The sequence below is a fragment of the Paenisporosarcina sp. P4_B8 genome (assembly GCF_056402175.1).
In genome coordinates, this window is the sequence record NZ_JBFUHX010000005.1 from 15,089 (window position 1) to 32,490 (window position 17,402).

20 protein-coding genes are annotated in these 17,402 nt (G+C 40.1%); 13 read left to right on the forward strand and 7 right to left on the reverse strand.

Features of this window, described 5'->3' with window-relative positions; translation table 11 throughout:
• Positions 1 to 21 precede the first annotated feature (21 nt).
• The 5 genes from rpoD (at position 22) to AC1DSK_RS06420 (ending at position 4,987) form a co-directional block, all read left to right on the forward strand.
• A complete protein-coding gene (gene rpoD, locus AC1DSK_RS06400; protein WP_016426907.1) occupies positions 22 to 1,152 on the forward strand; it encodes an RNA polymerase sigma factor RpoD in 1,131 nt (376 codons plus the stop codon).
• 138 nt (positions 1,153 to 1,290) lie between these two features.
• Entirely contained in the window at positions 1,291 to 2,430 is a 1,140-nt protein-coding gene (locus AC1DSK_RS06405) for an acyl-CoA dehydrogenase (protein ID WP_477547196.1), read from the forward strand.
• A 140-nt stretch (positions 2,431 to 2,570) separates the two neighbouring features.
• Positions 2,571 to 2,933, forward strand: a complete 363-nt coding sequence (gene cccA / locus AC1DSK_RS06410) for a cytochrome c550 (RefSeq protein ID WP_477547197.1) — start codon at positions 2,571 to 2,573, stop codon at positions 2,931 to 2,933.
• Between the two features lie 240 nt (positions 2,934 to 3,173).
• Positions 3,174 to 3,872 carry a tRNA (adenine(22)-N(1))-methyltransferase gene (locus AC1DSK_RS06415; protein ID WP_477547198.1) on the forward strand — a complete coding sequence of 233 codons (699 nt, stop codon included), beginning with the start codon at positions 3,174 to 3,176 and terminating at the stop codon, positions 3,870 to 3,872.
• The gene (locus AC1DSK_RS06420) at positions 3,869 to 4,987 is read left to right on the forward strand and encodes a Nif3-like dinuclear metal center hexameric protein (protein ID WP_477547199.1); all 1,119 of its coding nucleotides are present in this window, start codon (positions 3,869 to 3,871) and stop codon (positions 4,985 to 4,987) included. The genes AC1DSK_RS06415 and AC1DSK_RS06420 overlap by 4 nt, the downstream gene beginning before the upstream one ends.
• Positions 4,988 to 5,019: 32 nt before the next feature.
• Here the strand turns inward: AC1DSK_RS06420 and AC1DSK_RS06425 are convergent, their stop codons facing one another.
• Together AC1DSK_RS06425 and vrrA are read right to left on the reverse strand one after the other, a co-directional pair.
• Positions 5,020 to 5,997 (reverse strand): 4-hydroxy-3-methylbut-2-enyl diphosphate reductase, encoded by a 978-nt coding sequence (locus AC1DSK_RS06425; protein WP_477547200.1) that lies wholly within the window; start codon positions 5,995 to 5,997, stop codon positions 5,020 to 5,022.
• Between the two features lie 65 nt (positions 5,998 to 6,062).
• Positions 6,063 to 6,623 carry a VrrA/YqfQ family protein gene (gene vrrA, locus AC1DSK_RS06430; protein ID WP_477547201.1) on the reverse strand — a complete coding sequence of 187 codons (561 nt, stop codon included), beginning with the start codon at positions 6,621 to 6,623 and terminating at the stop codon, positions 6,063 to 6,065.
• 122 nt (positions 6,624 to 6,745) lie between these two features.
• Between vrrA and AC1DSK_RS06435 the strand changes: the two genes are divergently transcribed.
• On the forward strand, positions 6,746 to 8,047 hold the full coding sequence (locus AC1DSK_RS06435) for a DEAD/DEAH box helicase (protein ID WP_477598110.1): 1,302 nt from the start codon (positions 6,746 to 6,748) through the stop codon (positions 8,045 to 8,047).
• Positions 8,048 to 8,059: 12 nt separating this feature from the next.
• The gene (locus AC1DSK_RS06440; protein WP_477547202.1) at positions 8,060 to 8,947 is read left to right on the forward strand and encodes a deoxyribonuclease IV; all 888 of its coding nucleotides are present in this window, start codon (positions 8,060 to 8,062) and stop codon (positions 8,945 to 8,947) included.
• Between the two features lie 52 nt (positions 8,948 to 8,999).
• Here AC1DSK_RS06440 and AC1DSK_RS06445 read toward each other — a convergent pair whose 3' ends face one another.
• Positions 9,000 to 9,239: a hypothetical protein gene (locus AC1DSK_RS06445; RefSeq protein WP_016426916.1), complete on the reverse strand. Its 240-nt coding sequence runs from the start codon at positions 9,237 to 9,239 to the stop codon at positions 9,000 to 9,002.
• A 103-nt stretch (positions 9,240 to 9,342) separates the two neighbouring features.
• Here AC1DSK_RS06445 and AC1DSK_RS06450 point away from each other — a divergent pair, with 103 nt between their 5' ends.
• From AC1DSK_RS06450 to AC1DSK_RS06460, 3 genes are read left to right on the forward strand one after another with little or no spacing between them, the layout of a single operon-like run.
• Positions 9,343 to 10,116 carry a metal ABC transporter ATP-binding protein gene (locus AC1DSK_RS06450; protein WP_477547203.1) on the forward strand — a complete coding sequence of 258 codons (774 nt, stop codon included), beginning with the start codon at positions 9,343 to 9,345 and terminating at the stop codon, positions 10,114 to 10,116.
• Positions 10,113 to 10,979, forward strand: coding sequence for a metal ABC transporter permease (locus tag AC1DSK_RS06455; protein ID WP_477547204.1), 867 nt, complete (start codon positions 10,113 to 10,115; stop codon positions 10,977 to 10,979). Before AC1DSK_RS06450 ends, AC1DSK_RS06455 begins: the two co-directional genes overlap by 4 nt.
• Positions 10,976 to 11,386 (forward strand): Fur family transcriptional regulator, encoded by a 411-nt coding sequence (locus AC1DSK_RS06460; RefSeq protein WP_477547205.1) that lies wholly within the window; start codon positions 10,976 to 10,978, stop codon positions 11,384 to 11,386. Before AC1DSK_RS06455 ends, AC1DSK_RS06460 begins: the two co-directional genes overlap by 4 nt.
• Positions 11,387 to 11,416: 30 nt before the next feature.
• Here the strand turns inward: AC1DSK_RS06460 and AC1DSK_RS06465 are convergent, their stop codons facing one another.
• The 4 genes from AC1DSK_RS06465 to AC1DSK_RS06480 all read right to left on the reverse strand — a co-directional run bounded on the left by AC1DSK_RS06465 (position 11,417) and on the right by AC1DSK_RS06480 (position 14,085).
• Positions 11,417 to 11,995 carry a hypothetical protein gene (locus AC1DSK_RS06465; protein WP_477547206.1) on the reverse strand — a complete coding sequence of 193 codons (579 nt, stop codon included), beginning with the start codon at positions 11,993 to 11,995 and terminating at the stop codon, positions 11,417 to 11,419.
• A gap of 14 nt (positions 11,996 to 12,009) precedes the next feature.
• On the reverse strand, positions 12,010 to 13,116 hold the full coding sequence (gene ispG, locus AC1DSK_RS06470) for a flavodoxin-dependent (E)-4-hydroxy-3-methylbut-2-enyl-diphosphate synthase (protein ID WP_016426921.1): 1,107 nt from the start codon (positions 13,114 to 13,116) through the stop codon (positions 12,010 to 12,012).
• A 95-nt stretch (positions 13,117 to 13,211) separates the two neighbouring features.
• Complete coding sequence (locus AC1DSK_RS06475; RefSeq protein ID WP_477598112.1) at positions 13,212 to 13,544, reverse strand: hypothetical protein; 333 nt, start codon at positions 13,542 to 13,544, stop codon at positions 13,212 to 13,214.
• Positions 13,545 to 13,596: 52 nt separating this feature from the next.
• Entirely contained in the window at positions 13,597 to 14,085 is a 489-nt protein-coding gene (locus tag AC1DSK_RS06480; RefSeq protein ID WP_477547306.1) for a DUF1189 family protein, read from the reverse strand.
• A 200-nt stretch (positions 14,086 to 14,285) separates the two neighbouring features.
• On the opposite strand from AC1DSK_RS06480, the gene AC1DSK_RS06485 reads away from it, so the two are divergent.
• The 3 genes from AC1DSK_RS06485 (at position 14,286) to AC1DSK_RS06495 (ending at position 17,205) form a co-directional block, all read left to right on the forward strand.
• A complete protein-coding gene (locus AC1DSK_RS06485) occupies positions 14,286 to 15,917 on the forward strand; it encodes a Na/Pi cotransporter family protein (protein ID WP_477547208.1) in 1,632 nt (543 codons plus the stop codon).
• An 80-nt stretch (positions 15,918 to 15,997) separates the two neighbouring features.
• Positions 15,998 to 16,477 (forward strand): DUF456 domain-containing protein, encoded by a 480-nt coding sequence (locus tag AC1DSK_RS06490; protein WP_477547209.1) that lies wholly within the window; start codon positions 15,998 to 16,000, stop codon positions 16,475 to 16,477.
• A 119-nt stretch (positions 16,478 to 16,596) separates the two neighbouring features.
• Positions 16,597 to 17,205, forward strand: a complete 609-nt coding sequence (locus AC1DSK_RS06495) for a superoxide dismutase (protein ID WP_477547210.1) — start codon at positions 16,597 to 16,599, stop codon at positions 17,203 to 17,205.
• The last annotated feature ends 197 nt before the right edge of the window (positions 17,206 to 17,402 follow it).

A 17,402-nucleotide genomic window follows, 5' to 3' on the forward strand; every position in this document is an offset into this window, starting at 1 on the left:
GTTTTTAAAGGAGGAAGACTTATGGCGGACAAGTCTGAGCGTTCAAAAGAGGTAGAAACTGAGGTCACATTAGAAGAAGCAAAAAAATCTCTACTCGAACTGGGTAAAAAATCGGGGGAGCTGACTTTTGCTGACATAGCTGAAAAATTATCCGTATTTGAATTAGAATCAGATCAAATCGAAGAATTTATTGAACAGCTAGAAGCACAAGGTGTGGAGCTTGGTCGTAAAGACGGCGATGAAGAAGACTTAGAAAAATTAATGAAAAAAGGGCAAGAAGAGGAAACATTCGATTTAAACGATTTAAGTGTACCACCTGGTGTTAAAATCAATGACCCAGTGCGAATGTACTTAAAAGAAATCGGTCGTGTTGACTTACTTTCTGCAGATGAAGAAATTGCCTTGGCTAAACGTATTGAAGCAGGCGATGAAGAAGCGAAAAAACGTTTAGCAGAAGCGAACTTACGACTGGTTGTAAGTATTGCCAAGCGTTACGTTGGCCGTGGCATGCTGTTCCTGGATTTAATTCAGGAAGGTAATATGGGTCTAATCAAAGCGGTGGAAAAATTTGATTTCCGTAAAGGATTCAAATTCAGTACGTACGCAACTTGGTGGATTCGACAAGCGATTACACGTGCTATTGCTGACCAAGCTCGTACGATTCGTATCCCTGTCCATATGGTTGAGACCATCAACAAATTAATCCGCGTTCAGCGACAGTTGCTTCAAGACCTAGGTCGCGAGCCTTCTCCAGAAGAAATAGGGGAAGAAATGGAATTGCCAGCTGAAAAAGTGCGTGAAATTTTAAAGATTGCTCAAGAGCCGGTTTCACTTGAAACACCTATCGGGGAAGAGGATGATTCGCACTTAGGAGACTTCATTGAAGACTCGGATGCACAATCTCCATCTGACCATGCAGCTTATGAGTTGTTAAAAGAGCAGTTAGAGGACGTTTTAGATACTTTAACTGACCGAGAAGAAAATGTATTGCGTTTGCGTTTTGGTCTTGATGATGGACGTACACGCACTTTAGAAGAGGTAGGGAAAGTATTTGGTGTTACGCGTGAACGTATTCGTCAAATCGAAGCAAAAGCTTTACGCAAATTGCGCCACCCTTCAAGAAGTAAACGACTGAAAGACTTTTTAGAATAGATTGTTCAAAGATGCTCACACCGGTGAGCATCTTTTTTTGTTCTCTTTTTTAATAGAAGAATAATAGTTGTGAATGTTAGAATATTTCATATATAATGAAAAATGAAAGCGTTTTAAAATTAAAAGGGGTTGAATGTAGTGAATTTTGATTTATCGCAAGAACATCAGATGATTCGCAAGACAATGAAAGAGTTTGCGGATAAAGTTGTATCACCAGGTGCGATAGAACGTGATCGGACGAAAGCTTTTCCAAAAGAAATTTTTAAACAGTTAGCCGACATGGGGATGATGGGTTTACCGTTTTCAGAAGAATATGGTGGGGCTGGTGCAGATACAATCAGTTTTGCTATTGTTACTGAAGAACTTAGCAGAGCATGTGCATCTACCGGTATTACGTATTCAGCGCATATTTCTTTAGGTGGGGCTCCGCTTAATTTGTTTGGAACAGAAGAACAAAAACATAAATATTTAACGCCGATCTGCACAGGTGAATCTTTTGGAGCTTTCGGGTTAACTGAACCGAATGCAGGCTCAGATGCAGGAGGTACACAAACACGTGCAGTTGAAGATGGTGACGATTTCGTCATTAATGGCAGCAAAGTATACATTACGAACGCAAGTTATGCGAAACATTTGGCAATCACAGCGATTACCGGAGAAGTAGATGGTAAGAAGGAAATCAGTGCGATTATTGTGCCAACTGATGCTGAAGGATTCACAGTGATTGATAACTACGAAAAAATGGGCTTGAATGCTTCCAATACTACAGAACTAGTTTTAGAGAATGTGAGAGTACCGAAAGAAAATCTATTAGGCAAACGCGGCGAAGGATTCCGCCAGTTTTTAGTGACACTCGATGGCGGTCGTATCGGTATTGGCGCAATGGCGGTAGGGATTGCTCAGGCAGCATTCGACCGTGCGCTTCGTTATTCTAAAGAACGCAAACAATTCGGCAAACCATTGTCCGATTTCCAAATCACTCAATTCAAATTGGCGGATATGGCCATGAAAATCGAATTGGCTCGTACGATGGTCTATAAAGCTGCGTGGCTTAAAGATCAAGGTCGTCCATTCTCAAAAGAAGCATCAATGTGTAAATTATATGCTTCAGAAATTGCTATGCAAATTGCGGACCAAGCCGTTCAAATTCATGGTGGGTATGGCTATATGAAAGAATATGAAGTTGAGCGTTATATGCGCGACGCTAAATTATGCGAAATTGGCGAAGGTACTTCAGAAGTGCAAAGAATGGTAATTGCTCGTTTAATCGGCTGTTAAATTTCGCTAAATTGTCGAATTTATCACAATCCGTGAAAACTTCCGAGATAAGACTTTTCGTTTTTGATGGAATGCAGTACAATAACACTGTTGACTGATTCTATTTTAGAAAAAGAACGAACGAAAAAGGAGGTTACATGATGCAAAAAAATCCAATAGTTCCTTTCATTTTAATTATGGCATTTGGTATCGGTCTTATTTTCTTCTTATCAATTCAAGGTGTTGATAAAAAAGAAGAAATCGCTGCTGAACATGAAGGTGGCGCAGAAGGCGGAAAAGCTGAAACTGCAGAGTTCGATCCAGAAGTGGCGAAAGGAAAATGTATTTCTTGTCACGGAGGAGATCTTAAAGGTTCAGTAGGTCCTGCTTTAGCTGGTACTTCTTTATCTAAAGAAGAAATTACTAAAACTATCGTAAATGGTAAAGGATCCGGCATGCCTGCTGGTTTACTACCTGAAGATCAAGCAGCACAAATGGCTGATTACATTTTAAGTCTAAAATAAGCTGAAACCCTTATCCGAAATGGATAAGGGTTTTTTCATGCACTAGATTTGTCATGCTTCGTGAATAGAATACATAAGTGCACGAATAGAAAGTGTGAAATTCAAAATACCGCGAAAAGGACCTCTGAAACCGCGAATAGACGAAAAAATCATTTTCAACGGTCTTCCCATTACATTCGGGAACCCGTTTTTTCATGTCTATGGTACAATCTTGTTTATAGAAGAAAGGAGAGGATTTCGTTGAACGCACAACGTCTCTCAGAGCGATTAACACGTGTCGCTTCATTTGTTGAAAAAGGTTCAATTGTGGCAGATATCGGAAGTGACCATGCTTATTTACCATGTTATCTTGTTCATCAGCAGATTGCAGAAAAAGCAATAGCAGGGGAAGTGGCAAAAGGACCGTATGAATCGGCACGTAATCAGGTTCGTGCTGAACAATTGCAGGAACAAATTACGGTTCGGTTTGCAAACGGACTGCAAGCAATAGAAAAAGAAGATTCTGTTGATACAGTGACAATAGCTGGAATGGGTGGACCATTGATTGCCTCCATATTAGACCAAGATATCGACAGACTGATAACAGTAGACAGACTCATTTTGCAACCGAATATTCATGCGAAAGCAATTCGAGAATGGGCAATATTAAATGAATGGAAGCTGGTTGCAGAAGAAATTTTGCAGGAAGACGACAAGATTTACGAAATTCTGGTGTTGGAAAGAGGAAAGATGTCTTTAACAGCAGCACAGTTGCTCCTTGGTCCGTTTTTAATGGAGGATCGTAATGATGCCTTCCGTAAAAAATGGGAGAAAGAATCAGCTGAATGGGCACGCATATTAGAAGCGATTCGCGTAGCTGAATTATCAAAAGATGTACAGATGAAAAAAGAAGAAATCGAAGAAAAATTGAAGATTGTAAAGGAGGCTCTCAGTGCATGAAAACTGCGAATGGACACGAAATCATTCAATTATTTGAGTCCTGGTCGCCTAAATTCTTTGCATTAGAAGATGACCCCATCGGTTTACAGATCGGTAAATTGAATCTACCTATTAAAAATGTATTGGTTACACTCGATGTTACACTTGAAGTTGTACAGGAAGCAATCGACCAAAAATGCCAGATGATTCTCGCACATCATCCACCTATTTTCCGTCCATTAAAAAATCTCCGTACCGATTCGCCATCAGGTGAAATGTTTGCACTTTGCATCAAACATGACATCGCTGTTTATGCTGCCCATACCAATCTGGATGTGGCACCGGGTGGGGTGAATGATTTGTTGGCCGAAGCACTCGGATTAAAACAAATCAACATTCTGGAAGAAACATATGCGGAACCGATGATGAAGTTAGCCGTGTTTGTACCGACCTCATCTTCAGAAGATTTACGTAAATCGCTCGCATCTGCTGGAGCAGGGCAAATCGGCAATTACGATAGCTGTAGTTTTTCATCCACCGGAAAGGGGAGATTCCAGCCTATAGATGGATCAAATCCCTTTATCGGCACTAAGAATCACCTGGAAGAAGTAGAAGAGGATAAAGTGGAAGTAATTTTCCCTGCTTCCCAAAAATCAAAAATCCTAAGAGCCATGTATACAAATCATCCATATGAAGAAGTGGCTTTTGATATATGGACACTTGATTCAAAAACACAGCAGCAAGGAATTGGGCGCATTGGAGAGCTTGAACGAGAAATGACTCTTGATGAGTTTGCTCAACAAGTCAAAAATCGACTGTCTGTTCCTTTTGTGCGTGTTGTAGGCGATTCTTCGGCAAACATCCGTAAAGTGGCTGTTTTGGGTGGGGACGGCAATAAGTACATCCAAAAAGCAAAACGGGCAGGAGCTGATGTCCTTGTAACGGGGGATTTATATTTCCATGTTGCACAGGATGCACAAGCACTCGGCTTAAATGTAATTGATCCAGGACATCATGTTGAATCCATTATGAAAAAAGGTGTTTCCGAAAAAATGAATGGCATGTGTAAAGAGAAAAAATTCGACTGTACATTTATTGCATCGGAAATTTCCACTGAGCCCTTCCGAATCCTATGAAAAAAGCTATCCATTGCTGGATAGCTTTTTTATTAAGTAAGTGTATAGGGTTCAATCCGGTCAACCGGCTTAGGAGTTTTGATTTTAGGTAAAATCTTATCAATTGTAACCGTACGATCCAAACGATGAGTTTGTGGATCTAGTGGGTCATACTTCTCCAAAAATTGGACAACTTCTTTTACGATAGGTGTCGGTGTAGAAGCACCCGCTGTAACGGCAATGCGCTCAATTCCTTCTAACCATTCAAGTTTAAGCTCAGATAAGTCGGATATCCTGTAAGAAGGGGTGTTGGCAATTTCTTCGGATACCTGGGTAAGTCGATTTGAATTATTACTCATCGGATCTCCGACAACAATTAACAATTGGGCAGCACCGGCTTGATCGGCGACGGCTTCTTGTCGAACTTGAGTAGCCAGGCATATCTCTTTGTGCACTTCGATATGAGGATATTTAAGTGATAATTTTTCCATTAAGGCAGCAACATCCCATTGGCTCATCGTCGTTTGGTTTGTCACAATCAATTTTTCTGCCTGAATGTTCAGTTGTTCAACATCTTCGACCGTCTGTACAAGATGAACAGCATCTGGTGCAACACCTACTGCTCCTTCAGGTTCTGGATGTCCTTTTTTGCCGATGTAAATGACTTGATATCCTTCAGCTGTCTTTTCACGAATCAAATCGTGAGTAACCGTCACGTCAGGACAAGTGGCATCAATTGACACCAATCCTTTTTGTCTGGCTAATTCACGGACTTCAGGTGAAACTCCGTGGGCAGTGAAGATGACTGTGCCGCCATCGACTTTTTCCAGAATTTCTTTACGATTCTCTCCATCCAGCGTAATGATCCCGTCATTTTCAAAGGCATCGGTAACGTGTTTGTTGTGAACAATCATACCTAATATATAAATCGGGCGTGGAAGGGATGTATCCATCGCTGCATTACGAGCGATTACCATTGCATCCACGACGCCATAACAATAACCACGTGGGGAAATTTTGAGTACTTGCATATGTAGCACTCCTCTCAGAAGTTGTTAATTTTTATTATAACTGAGAGGAGCGGTGAATTCAAAAATCAAAAGGGTGGCTGGAAAATACGTGGTTGTGAAATTCCACCAACGCGGGGAGCAACGGATGCAACATTACGGACAGCGCTGGCAGTGGCCGTGGCGTCAGGCATATTTTGAAAACCTCTGTACATTCTCCATAATGCCGGTATGTTCTGGACCATAGGTGCAACTTGTTGGACCATAGGTGTCAGTTTCTGAGCGGTGTTCAAGAAACGGTCAGCGGTTTCCATGAACTGCTCAACACGGTTGGTTCCTTGTGGTAATCCACCATTTCCTAAGGCATTCCTTAAACCACCAAAAGGCGTTTGGGATGGATTAGCATTACTATTACCAAAGGCATTTCCTAAACCACCAAAAGGCGCTTGGGGTGGATTATCATTACCAAATGCATTCCCTAAACCACCAAAAGGCATTTGGGGTGGATTATCATTACCAAAGGCATTCCCTAGACCACCATAAGGCATTTGGGTTGGACTTCCACCAGAAAAGCTTTGCGGCATCGAGTGCCTCGGTGAAACATTCGGCATTTGTGATTGTGCGAATGGATAAAAAGATTGATAACGCATAAAATCCTCCTTTCTAAATAAATAGTTAATTGACGCAGAGGGCACACTACAACTATGATAAGCTGATGGTCTTCAAAATAATCAAAACATGATACAATGGAAGAACGTAAGGAGGGGCAAAAATGTCCAAATATACAGATTATGATTTTCAACCTTTTTTACAAAATGCCATTAGTAAATTAGGCTTTACAGAACCAACCCCTATTCAAAAAGAAATGATACCTCTAATTCTTAAAGGAAAAAGTGCGATTGGCCAAGCACATACGGGTACAGGGAAAACGCATAGTTTTTTAATTCCGATTGTTGAGCGAATCCTCACTGACAAAACAGAATTACAAGCTATCATAACTTCCCCAACACGTGAACTTGCTTCCCAGATTTTCGAAGAACTAAGCAAACTGACTGAAGGTACAGACATTCAATCAAAATTGTTTATCGGTGGAACTGATAAACAACGTTCGATTGACAAGTTAAAATCACAACCACATATTGTGGTTGGGACACCAGGTCGTATTCGTGACTTAGTCAAAGAGAATGCTTTGCTTGTTCATACAGCACCGATATTAGTAGTAGATGAAGCAGACCTCGCTTTTGACATGGGCTTTATCGAAGATATCGATGCATTTGCAGGAAAAATGCCAGATTCACTTGAAATGTTCGTATTCTCAGCGACGATTCCTGAACGCTTGCAACCATTCTTGAAGAAATATATGGAGTCTCCAGTACACATCAACATTGGTGAAAAACGACCAGTAGCAGAAGGAATTGTCTTCAATCTGGTTCCTGTTCGAAGCAAATCGAAAAAGAAACGTTTAGTTGAAGTGTTGAATGGGATTAATCCTTACTTGGCTATTATTTTTGCCAACACTCRAAAAAATGCTGATGACGTAGCCAATTATTTAGCTGAAGCGGGTTATCGTGTAGGACGGATTCATGGTGATTTAGCGCCACGTGAACGTACACGCATGATGAAACAAGTCCGTGAACTTGAGTATCAATACATCGTTGCAACAGATCTTGCTGCCCGTGGTATCGATATTCAAGGTGTCAGCCATGTCATCAACTATGAGCTGCCAGAAGACTTGGAATTCTTCATTCACCGTGTCGGACGTACAGCTCGTGCAGGTTTGGAAGGCACAGCTATTACATTATATGAACCGACAGATGAAGACGCGATTATCCGCATTGAAAAAATGGGAATTCCTTTTGTTCATGTGGATGTAGTTGATGGTGAGTGGTCACCTTTAAAAGAACGCCACACACGCAAAAACCGTAAAAAAACAACTGAAGATGAAATTGATGCGAAAGCAAAATCAATGGTCCGTAAACCGAAAAAGGTTAAACCAGGATACAAACGTAATATGAAATGGGAAATGGACAAAATCAAGAAGAGAGAACGCCGCATCAAAAACCGCAAAAAGTAAGGGGTGTTCTTTATGCTATTAGGTTCACATGTTTCCATGAGTGGAAAAAACATGCTGGTCTCAGCCAGTGAAGAGGCTGCGTCTTATGGGGCAGACACTTTTATGATTTATACTGGTGCACCACAAAATACGCGTCGTAAACCGATAGAAGAATTGAATATTGAAGCGGGACAAGCACATATGTTGGCGAATGGTATGTCGAACATTGTGGTTCATGCGCCATATATCATCAATATCGGGAACTCGTTGAAACCAGAAACGTTTGCACTCGGCGTCGAGTTTTTACAAAAAGAAATTGAGCGAACTGCCGCATTGGGTGCCAAACAAATCGTCTTGCATCCTGGAGCACATGTTGGGGCAGGAGCAGATGTCGGCATTGCAAAGATTATTGAAGGCCTAAATGAAGTGCTTTCACAAGATTTCCCTGTGCAAATCGCTTTAGAAACGATGGCAGGAAAAGGTACGGAATGTGGTCGATCTTTTGAAGAGCTTGCACAAATCATAAATGGCGTGACACATAACGAACGAATGTCGGTTTGTTTTGATACTTGCCATACGCATGATGCAGGTTACGATATTGTTGAAGACTTTGATGGTGTCTTAAATCAGTTTGATCAGTTGATCGGACTGGATCGTTTGAAAGTTCTTCATATTAATGACAGTAAAAATGTCCGTGGTGCAGGTAAAGACCGTCATGAAAATATAGGATTTGGTGAAATTGGTTTTGATGCACTTAATTATATCGTGCATCATCCCCAGCTTACTGGAGTTCCTAAAATTCTAGAAACACCTTTCGTTGGATCAGATGCGAAAAACAAAAAAGCACCTTATCTATATGAAATTGACATGTTCAAAAAACAGACGTTCATGCCAGAAAGCATTGAGAATTTACGTTCTTAAATCAAAAGAGACTCAAGCATATATTTGCTAGAGTCTCTTTTTTGTCGATTGATTATAGTCCAAAATGGGTGAAAAGCTTTTTAGTGCGTGTTTTGCCTAATATCCCTTGAAGTTGTTTATGAACATGTGCTGGTGGCCCAAACAATAACCATTGAAGTGAGGCTTTGTCAAAGATAGGGCGAACTAATTTCACTTCTTCTACGGTCAGGGTAACGGGAAGAATACTGGTCATTTTTGCAATTTCATCATCCGGTTTATCTTTTATTGCTTGAACAAGTTCCCAAATATCCATTACTTCATCCTTTCAAGATAATAGAGTTTACTTCTTGTCATTTCTTCGATATACTAATGCATTGTAAATCGTAATGATTATGAATTAGAAAGAGGCGATCTAGATGAAAACGCCATTAGATATCAACATACAAAATGTGTCATTTCAATATGATCAAACTGTTGTATTGAAGAACATTTCTCTACAAGTAAAGCAAGGGGACTTCCTCGCAGTACTGGGACCTAACGGATCAGGGAAGTCGACATTGTTAAAAATAATATTAGGATTGCTGAAGCCCACCTCCGGGACCGTTGAGTTATTTGGACAGAAGAGCCAGGATTTTAAAAATAGAGAATGGATTGGCTATGTCTCTCAAAAATCAAATGCTTTCAATACAGGCTTTCCAGCTACTGTATTTGAAGTGGTTGCGAGTGGTCTCGTAAAAAAATCGGGACTCTTTAAAAAATACCCAAAAGACGTAAAGCAACGAGTGGGAAATGCTCTACATTCTGTAGGGATGGTGGAGTTTATGAACCAATCCATAGGGGAGTTATCTGGTGGTCAGCAACAACGAGTGTTTATTGCGCGTGCACTAGTTGCCGAACCGAAATGTCTGATACTGGACGAACCAACCGTCGGGATAGATCATCAGCATGTGCAATCATTTTATAATATGCTTGCGGAATTGAATCGTGAACAACAAATAACTCTCATTCTCGTGACTCATGATGTCGATACTGTTTCAAGCAATATCAGTCACGTGGCATGTTTGAATCAGACGATTCATTTCCACGGATTAGAAAATGATTTCAACCAATTAAGCGACGAAGACCGTCAAGCCTGGTATGGTCACTCAGTTCGTAAAATTCACCATGTGAAAAGTGAGGGAACTCGATGATATCAGCACTATTTAACTATGAATTTTTACAAAATGCTTTTGCTTCAGGAATCATTATTGGGTTGATTGCACCACTCCTTGGTGTTTTCATTGTCGTTAGAAGATTATCGCTTATTGCGGATGCTCTCAGTCACGTAACGTTAGCAGGAATTGCAGGAAGTTTGTATTTATCTCAAACCACCGCCTTTTTCGCTCTTTTGAACCCATTATATTTAGGTATTGTTGCAGCTGTTACAGGCTCTGTATTGATTGAAAGATTACGTCGTTTATATAAACACTATGAGGAACTTGCAATTCCAATCATCATGTCTGCCGGTATCGGTTTCAGTGCCATTTTTATTTCATTGGCAAATGGATTTAGTTCCGATTTATTCGGTTATTTGTTTGGCTCTGTATCGGCGGTTAGTCGACAAGATTTATGGATAGTTCTGATCATTGCTGTGATTGTCGTCGTATTTTTGTTGATGTTTTATAAGGAATTATTTTTATTATCATTCGACGAGGAATATGCAAAAGCTTCAGGTCTTCCAGCGAAATGGGTTCACTTATTGTTTATGGTCGTTACAGCGCTCGTCATTGCTGCGAGTATGCGGATTGTGGGAATTCTCCTTGTATCATCTTTGATGACCTTACCTGTTGCAGCAAGCATGCGTCTTGCTAAAGGTTTTAAACAAGCTATCCTGTATGCCGTTTTGTTTGGCGAAGCTGCAGTGATTATTGGTCTTGTGATTGCATTTTATTTAAATATCGCACCAGGTGGAACAATCGTTGTGACATCCATCGCCATATTACTGCTTGTATTAATCGGTAAAAAGATATGGTTGGGTGTCGTAACGAAAAATGAAAGGGGTCGTCTCGTATGAATATTACGAAGGCATGGGACCTATTAAAAGAAAATGGTTATAAAAAAACAGATAAGCGAGAACAAATATTGAATTTGTTTAAAGACAATGAACGATATTTGACTGCCCGTGACTTGTTGGACGTGATGAAGAAAGATTATCCTGGCATGAGCTATGACACAATCTATCGAAATTTAAGTACTTTTGTGGAGTTAGGAATTTTAGAAGAAACCGAGCTATCAGGTGAACGCCATTTCAGAATGCAGTGCGAAACGGATCATCACCATCATCATTTCATTTGCATGACTTGTAGCAAAATCAAGGAAATCCATATATGCCCAATGGATCTGCTACAGGAAACATTGCCGGCTTATCAGATTGAAAATCATAAGTTCGAAATCTACGGCAAATGTCCGGAGTGTCAGTAAACTATATATAAAAAGCGTGAGGCATAGGCCTCACGCTTTTTGTTTAAGAAATGTATGTTGGATCCAACTGTCTGCTTCAAGCCAGTTATTCACGCGAATCACGCCATTTGGAACAGGCTGCTGATTATACGGCGTATTGAACAATAACACTGGAATGTTCAACTCTTCGGCGATGCCGACTGCATTGTCATGTTTATCTTCAAAAAACACATCAATTTCAAAATTTCTTGCCGTTTGAATCTTATCATGTGTCCCAATCAATTCAATGTGATCATATTCAAGATTCTGTTCGATAAACCATTGTAATGTGACGTCACGAACATTGTGACCACGTGCCGATATGAAATACAACTCATGCTGTTTCTTCCATTCAGTTAATATTGCGTGTGCATCCACTTGAATAGGGGATGAGGCATAAATTTCAGGTTCTGCTTGCTTGAACCATTTATAAAAATCTTCCGTTGTAACAGGAAAAGCTTTCGTTAAATCGTATTCTTTAATATCATCCAGTACCAAGTTACATTCAAAAGCTTTATTGATATGGGGCAGTAAAGAAGTCGGGCATGTGACAGTACCATCTATATCGATGCCAAATCGGTAGTTAGACATATGCTAAAACTCCTTTACGCGTTTAATTTTTCTTTTTCCTGCTTGTCGAAGTATTCTTGTGCAATCTTATCGATTTCCACTTTCAATTCTTCTACCATAGTTGCTTCTGGCACTTTGCGGACTGTTTTTCCTTTCATGAACAACAATCCTTCGCCACGAGCACCTGCAATGCCGATATCGGCTTCACGGGCTTCCCCTGGTCCATTTACCGCACAACCAAGAACAGCGACTTTAATCGGTGCTTTAATAGTGGAAATGTATTCTTCCACTTCATTCGCAATGGAAATCAAGTCGATTTCAATTCGACCGCAAGTTGGGCATGAAATCAATGTTGCTGCATTTGATGAAAGTCCAAACACTTTTAATAACTCACGTGCAACTTTTATTTCTTCGACTGGATCTGCACTCAAAGACACTCGCAATGTGTTACCGATTCCGTGGCTTAATAGTGCACCAAGTCCGGCAGCACTCTTGATTGATCCGTTGACTAATGTACCTGATTCCGTAATCCCAAGGTGGAGCGGGTAGTCGAATGCTTGTGAAGCTTTCACATAAGCTTCAATTGCCAAACTTACATCAGAAGCTTTTAAAGATACGATAATATCATGGAAATCCAAGTCTTCTAGTATTTTGATATGATGCAGTGCACTTTCAACCATACCATCGGCAGTAGGATAGCCATACTTCTCGATGATTTTGCGTTCAAGCGATCCAGCATTTACACCAATACGGATTGGAATGCCTTTTGCTTTAGCTGCATTAACAACAGCTTCCACTTTTTCACGTCGACCAATGTTACCCGGATTGATACGGATTTTATCCGCACCATTTTCAATGGCTTTCAATGCTAATTTATAATCAAAATGAATATCTACAACAAGTGGAATATGAATACGTTTTTTAATTTCAGCAATTGCATCAGCAGCACGGTCGTCCGGACATGCAACGCGAACAATTTGACATCCCGCTTCTTCCAGACGCAGAATTTCTGCAACTGTTGCTTCAACATCATGTGTTTTTGTTGTGGTCATACTTTGTATGAATAGTTCATTACTGCCACCAATTGTAATTTCGCCGACACGAACCGGTCGAGTTTTGGAACGGTGAATAATTTCACTCATGAAAATTCTCTCCTTTTCGGGCTCAAAGCCTTCACTATTCTTTATTTTAGCAGTCATGAAAAGGATATGACAAGGAAGAAACATTACTTGGAAAATTATGAGCAAGATAATGGCGTGTCTTTGTAAATTGGAACATTTATTATTTCGCCTGCTTGCAATGCTTGATTACGCAAATGTGGATTTTCTTTATAGAAAGCTTCCAACCGTTCAGGGAAGCTCACCCATACTTCTGAAGGGTACACGCCAAACAATGACAATACGGTATCACCTTCGAGAGCTTGAACCGGAAACACATCATATTCTTCTTGTTGAACGCAATCAGGTYCAGTCTTTGTAAAAGCAGCCAATGAGATTGTGCCATCGAGTAAATCTACCTTAATAATATAAGAAAGCAATAATATTGAGATTGCTAGTCCAATAATGCGCATAAAAAAACCCCCCTTTGTACAACAACTTATGCTGAACAAAGAAGGAATATACTTATTTTTTGGGATAATATTTTAGGGCGAGCACTAAATAGATTACACATACGATTGAAGTGCTAATGGTAATCCATCCGTCTGAAAGGTTTGTAAATAAGAAAGCAATTGACAGCACAGTTGGTGCAGTATAGGCAAATGCTGTGGTGCGCCAAACATGCCGGTAATCTCCTCGGCGTTTCCAAACTTTCAAGATCATCATTCCGACGAAAGCCATTATACTGATCCGGACAAACAATAATAGAGTGGACATGATAAATTGAGTAATAAAGGCAAAGGGATACAGAATCCATTCCATGTCTTCTACATAATCTAGCAAACCATCTATAGAAGAAGAGTCATCTTCCCATCCAGACGTAAATTGTATGAACGAAAGGATAGACAGAATGGTGACAAATAAAAACACATATAAAAGGACTTTGCCGATGGGCAGAAGCCGGAAAGCGGCAATTTTTTTCGGGTTGGTTATGGAAGCTAAGAATAGTTGCATGATTGACAAGAAAATCACTCCTTATAAGCTATCATACTACTTTCCAAAGATAGATTTTAAGAATTATTTGTACAAATTACGTACAAAGCTCTAAATGTTAAGTTCTTGTAAATATTTAATGAAGTTCTTTACAATCATTTGCACAATTCTTCATAATGGGGACTGTTGATAATTGTACATACAGGGGTTGAAGTTGAATAGTGGAACTTAATTGGCAAGAAATGATGTTTCAATTCATTGGAGGTCTAGGGATCTTCTTGTTCTCTATCAAATACATGGGTGACGGCCTGCAAAAAGCAGCAGGTGATCGCTTACGTGACATATTAGATCGATTTACGACGAACCCATTCATGGGTGTTTTAGTCGGGATTGCGGTTACAGTTTTAATTCAATCCAGTTCAGGTACGACTGTCATAACCGTAGGTCTTGTCAGTGCTGGATTTATGACGTTAAAACAAGCAATCGGTGTCATCATGGGAGCCAATATAGGTACAACAGTCACTGCTTTCATTATAGGGTTTGATGTGGGAGAATACGCTTTGCCCGTTATGGCAATTGGTGCTTTCCTGATTTTCTTTTTCAAGAAAAGCCAGATTCAAAATTTGGGAGAAGTTATTTTCGGTTTCGGTGGTTTGTTTTTAGGAATGGAATTAATGAGCGGGGCAATGAAACCTCTTAGTGAATTGCCAGCATTTATCGATTTAACCGTCAATATGAGAGAACATTCCATTCTAGGCGTAATTGTCGGAACGGTATTTACATTAATCGTTCAAAGTTCAAGTGCAACAGTCGGAATTCTTCAAGGTTTGTATTCAGAAGGGGTTTTAAATCTGGATGCGTCACTACCGGTTCTCTTCGGAGATAATATCGGAACAACCATTACAGCTGTATTCGCATCAATTGGTGCTTCGATTGCAGCTCGACGCGCAGCAGCTACACACGTTTTATTTAACGTGGTAGGTACAATTATATTTATGATGATTTTAGAACCTTTCACTATGTATGTTGAATGGTTGTCTGGCGTTTTAAATATAGGAGAAAAAATGCAAATTGCTTTTGCACATGGTACGTTCAATGTAGCCAACACCATTATTCAATTTCCATTCATCGGTGCATGGGCATACCTTGTAACGAAATTAATTCCGGGCGAAGAAGTAACAATAGAATATAAACCGAAGCATTTAGATCCTCACTTTATCGAGACAGCTCCTTCCATTGCTATCGGACAAGCAAAAGAAGAAATTTTGCGTATGGGTCGCTTCAGTGTTCAAGGATTGCAGGAGTCCTTTGACTATTTGAAAACACATAATAAAAAACATGCAGAAACGGGTTACCAGCTAGAAGACGCTATTAATAATCTGGATAACAAAATCACGGATTATTTAGTGAAAATTTCAGCTGAATCTATTTCCAAAGCAGACTCTACTCGACATATTATGTTAATGGAAACCGTTCGTGATATCGAACGGGTTGGTGATCATTTTGATAACATTATTGAGTTGATAGACTACCAGGAAGTTAACCGTCTTAAGTTAACGGACGATGCGATTAAAGATTTGACAGAAATGTTCACATTAACGATAGGGACTGTTGAAAAAGCATTGGAAGCATTGGACACAAACAGCCTTGGATTGGCACGTGAAGTAGCGGAGCAGGAAGATTTAATTGATAAAATGGAACGTAAATTCCGTAAAAAGCATATTTTACGTCTAAATGAAGGCATATGTTCACCTCAAGCGGGGATGGTCTTTGTGGATATTGTTAGTAATCTGGAACGAATCGGCGATCACGCTGTCAACATTGCGGAGGCCGTATTAGGTAAAAGAGCATAAAATGACATCTCCTCTGGTGCTTTACATCTTGCAAAATGTAAGGCACGATTAAGAGGGAATTTTTTTATTGGAGGGAAATCATGGAAATTGTTGGCTGGGGACTTATCATTATTAGTTTTGCTATTGGATTCATTGGACTCGTCTACCCAATTATTCCATCTGTAATTTTTATTGTAGGTGGATTTTTATTATATGGGGTGTTTTTCTCGTTCGCTGACCTCCCTTGGTGGTTCTGGTTAATTGAAGTATTATTTGTCATTTTACTTTTTGGAGCCGATATGATGGCTAATGCATTCGGCGTGAAAAAATATGGTGGGAGTAAAGCTGGTATATGGGGGAGTACAATTGGGTTATTAATAGGACCTATTGTTTTGCCGTTTGCAGGAATTATTCTAGGGCCATTTTTAGGAGCGATTATTGCCGAGCTCCTCTTTGCTCGCACATCCATCAAACAAGCAATTAAAACTGGGTTTGGATCAGTAATTGGGTTCCTGACTTCGGTTATTACAAAGGGTATCGTGCAGATCGTCATGATTGTCATTTTCTTTTGGGTTGTCTGATATTCAGTCGAAAGTCTGAATTCACAAAATTGCATTGATAATATTTGAACGAGAGAACTTATTTTGATACGCTATTAAATGTAAAAACTAATTAGAGATCCTTTAGGAGGAAATGACACATGGCTTACGAATTACCACAACTCCCTTACGCGTATGACGCACTAGAACCACATATTGACAAAGAAACAATGAATATTCACCACACGAAACACCATAACACATATGTAACAAATCTTAACAACGCTCTTGCTGGTCACGATGACCTTCTTAGCAAATCAGTTGAAGAATTGATTGCAAACCTTGATGCAGTTCCTGAATCAGCTCGTACTGCAGTTCGTAACAACGGTGGCGGTCATGCCAACCATTCATTGTTCTGGGAATTATTATCTCCTAACGGTGGTGGAAACCCATCAGGCGCATTAGCTGAAGCAATTGATGCGAAATTCGGTGGCTTTGATGCATTCAAAGAAGAGTTTGCTAAAGCAGCAACAACTCGCTTCGGTTCTGGCTGGGCTTGGTTATCAGTTAAAAACGGTGAATTAGAATTAACTTCTTCACCAAACCAAGACTCTCCGATTATGGAAGGTTCTACACCTATTCTTGGTTTAGATGTTTGGGAACACGCGTATTACCTAAACTATCAAAACCGTCGTCCTGACTACATTGGCGCTTTCTGGAATGTAGTAAACTGGGATGAAGTATCAAAACGATACGAATCTGCTAAATAATAAGAAAAGTGTAAAGCGCCACTCTAGCTCGACCCCGACGATGGAAGTAACGAATCGAAAACCTGTTTTCGAATGAGTTACTGAAGCGGAGGTGCGAGCTGGCGCTTGAAGCCAGACAATAAGAAAAGCGTAAAGCGCCACTCTAGCTCGACCCCGACGGTGGAAGTAACGAATCGAAAACCTGTTTTCGAATGAGT

Bases quoted from the DNA above. Each gene is read 5' to 3' on its own strand.
- AC1DSK_RS06445 (WP_016426916.1), bottom strand. From the start codon at position 9,239: ATGGATATTTGGGAACTTGTTCAAGCAATAAAAGATAAACCGGATGAT.
- ispG (WP_016426921.1), bottom strand. From the start codon at position 13,116: ATGAGTGAAATTATTCACCGTTCCAAAACTCGACCGGTTCGTGTCGGC.
- AC1DSK_RS06495 (WP_477547210.1), top strand. From the start codon at position 16,597: ATGGCTTACGAATTACCACAACTCCCTTACGCGTATGACGCACTAGAA.
- AC1DSK_RS06420 (WP_477547199.1), top strand. From the start codon at position 3,869: ATGAAAACTGCGAATGGACACGAAATCATTCAATTATTTGAGTCCTGG.
- AC1DSK_RS06490 (WP_477547209.1), top strand. From the start codon at position 15,998: ATGGAAATTGTTGGCTGGGGACTTATCATTATTAGTTTTGCTATTGGA.
- rpoD (WP_016426907.1), top strand. From the start codon at position 22: ATGGCGGACAAGTCTGAGCGTTCAAAAGAGGTAGAAACTGAGGTCACA.
- AC1DSK_RS06460 (WP_477547205.1), top strand. From the start codon at position 10,976: ATGAATATTACGAAGGCATGGGACCTATTAAAAGAAAATGGTTATAAA.
- AC1DSK_RS06425 (WP_477547200.1), bottom strand. From the start codon at position 5,997: ATGCAAGTACTCAAAATTTCCCCACGTGGTTATTGTTATGGCGTCGTG.
- AC1DSK_RS06455 (WP_477547204.1), top strand. From the start codon at position 10,113: ATGATATCAGCACTATTTAACTATGAATTTTTACAAAATGCTTTTGCT.
- AC1DSK_RS06465 (WP_477547206.1), bottom strand. From the start codon at position 11,995: ATGTCTAACTACCGATTTGGCATCGATATAGATGGTACTGTCACATGC.
- cccA (WP_477547197.1), top strand. From the start codon at position 2,571: ATGCAAAAAAATCCAATAGTTCCTTTCATTTTAATTATGGCATTTGGT.
- vrrA (WP_477547201.1), bottom strand. From the start codon at position 6,623: ATGCGTTATCAATCTTTTTATCCATTCGCACAATCACAAATGCCGAAT.
- AC1DSK_RS06480 (WP_477547306.1), bottom strand. From the start codon at position 14,085: ATGCAACTATTCTTAGCTTCCATAACCAACCCGAAAAAAATTGCCGCT.
- AC1DSK_RS06450 (WP_477547203.1), top strand. From the start codon at position 9,343: ATGAAAACGCCATTAGATATCAACATACAAAATGTGTCATTTCAATAT.
- AC1DSK_RS06440 (WP_477547202.1), top strand. From the start codon at position 8,060: ATGCTATTAGGTTCACATGTTTCCATGAGTGGAAAAAACATGCTGGTC.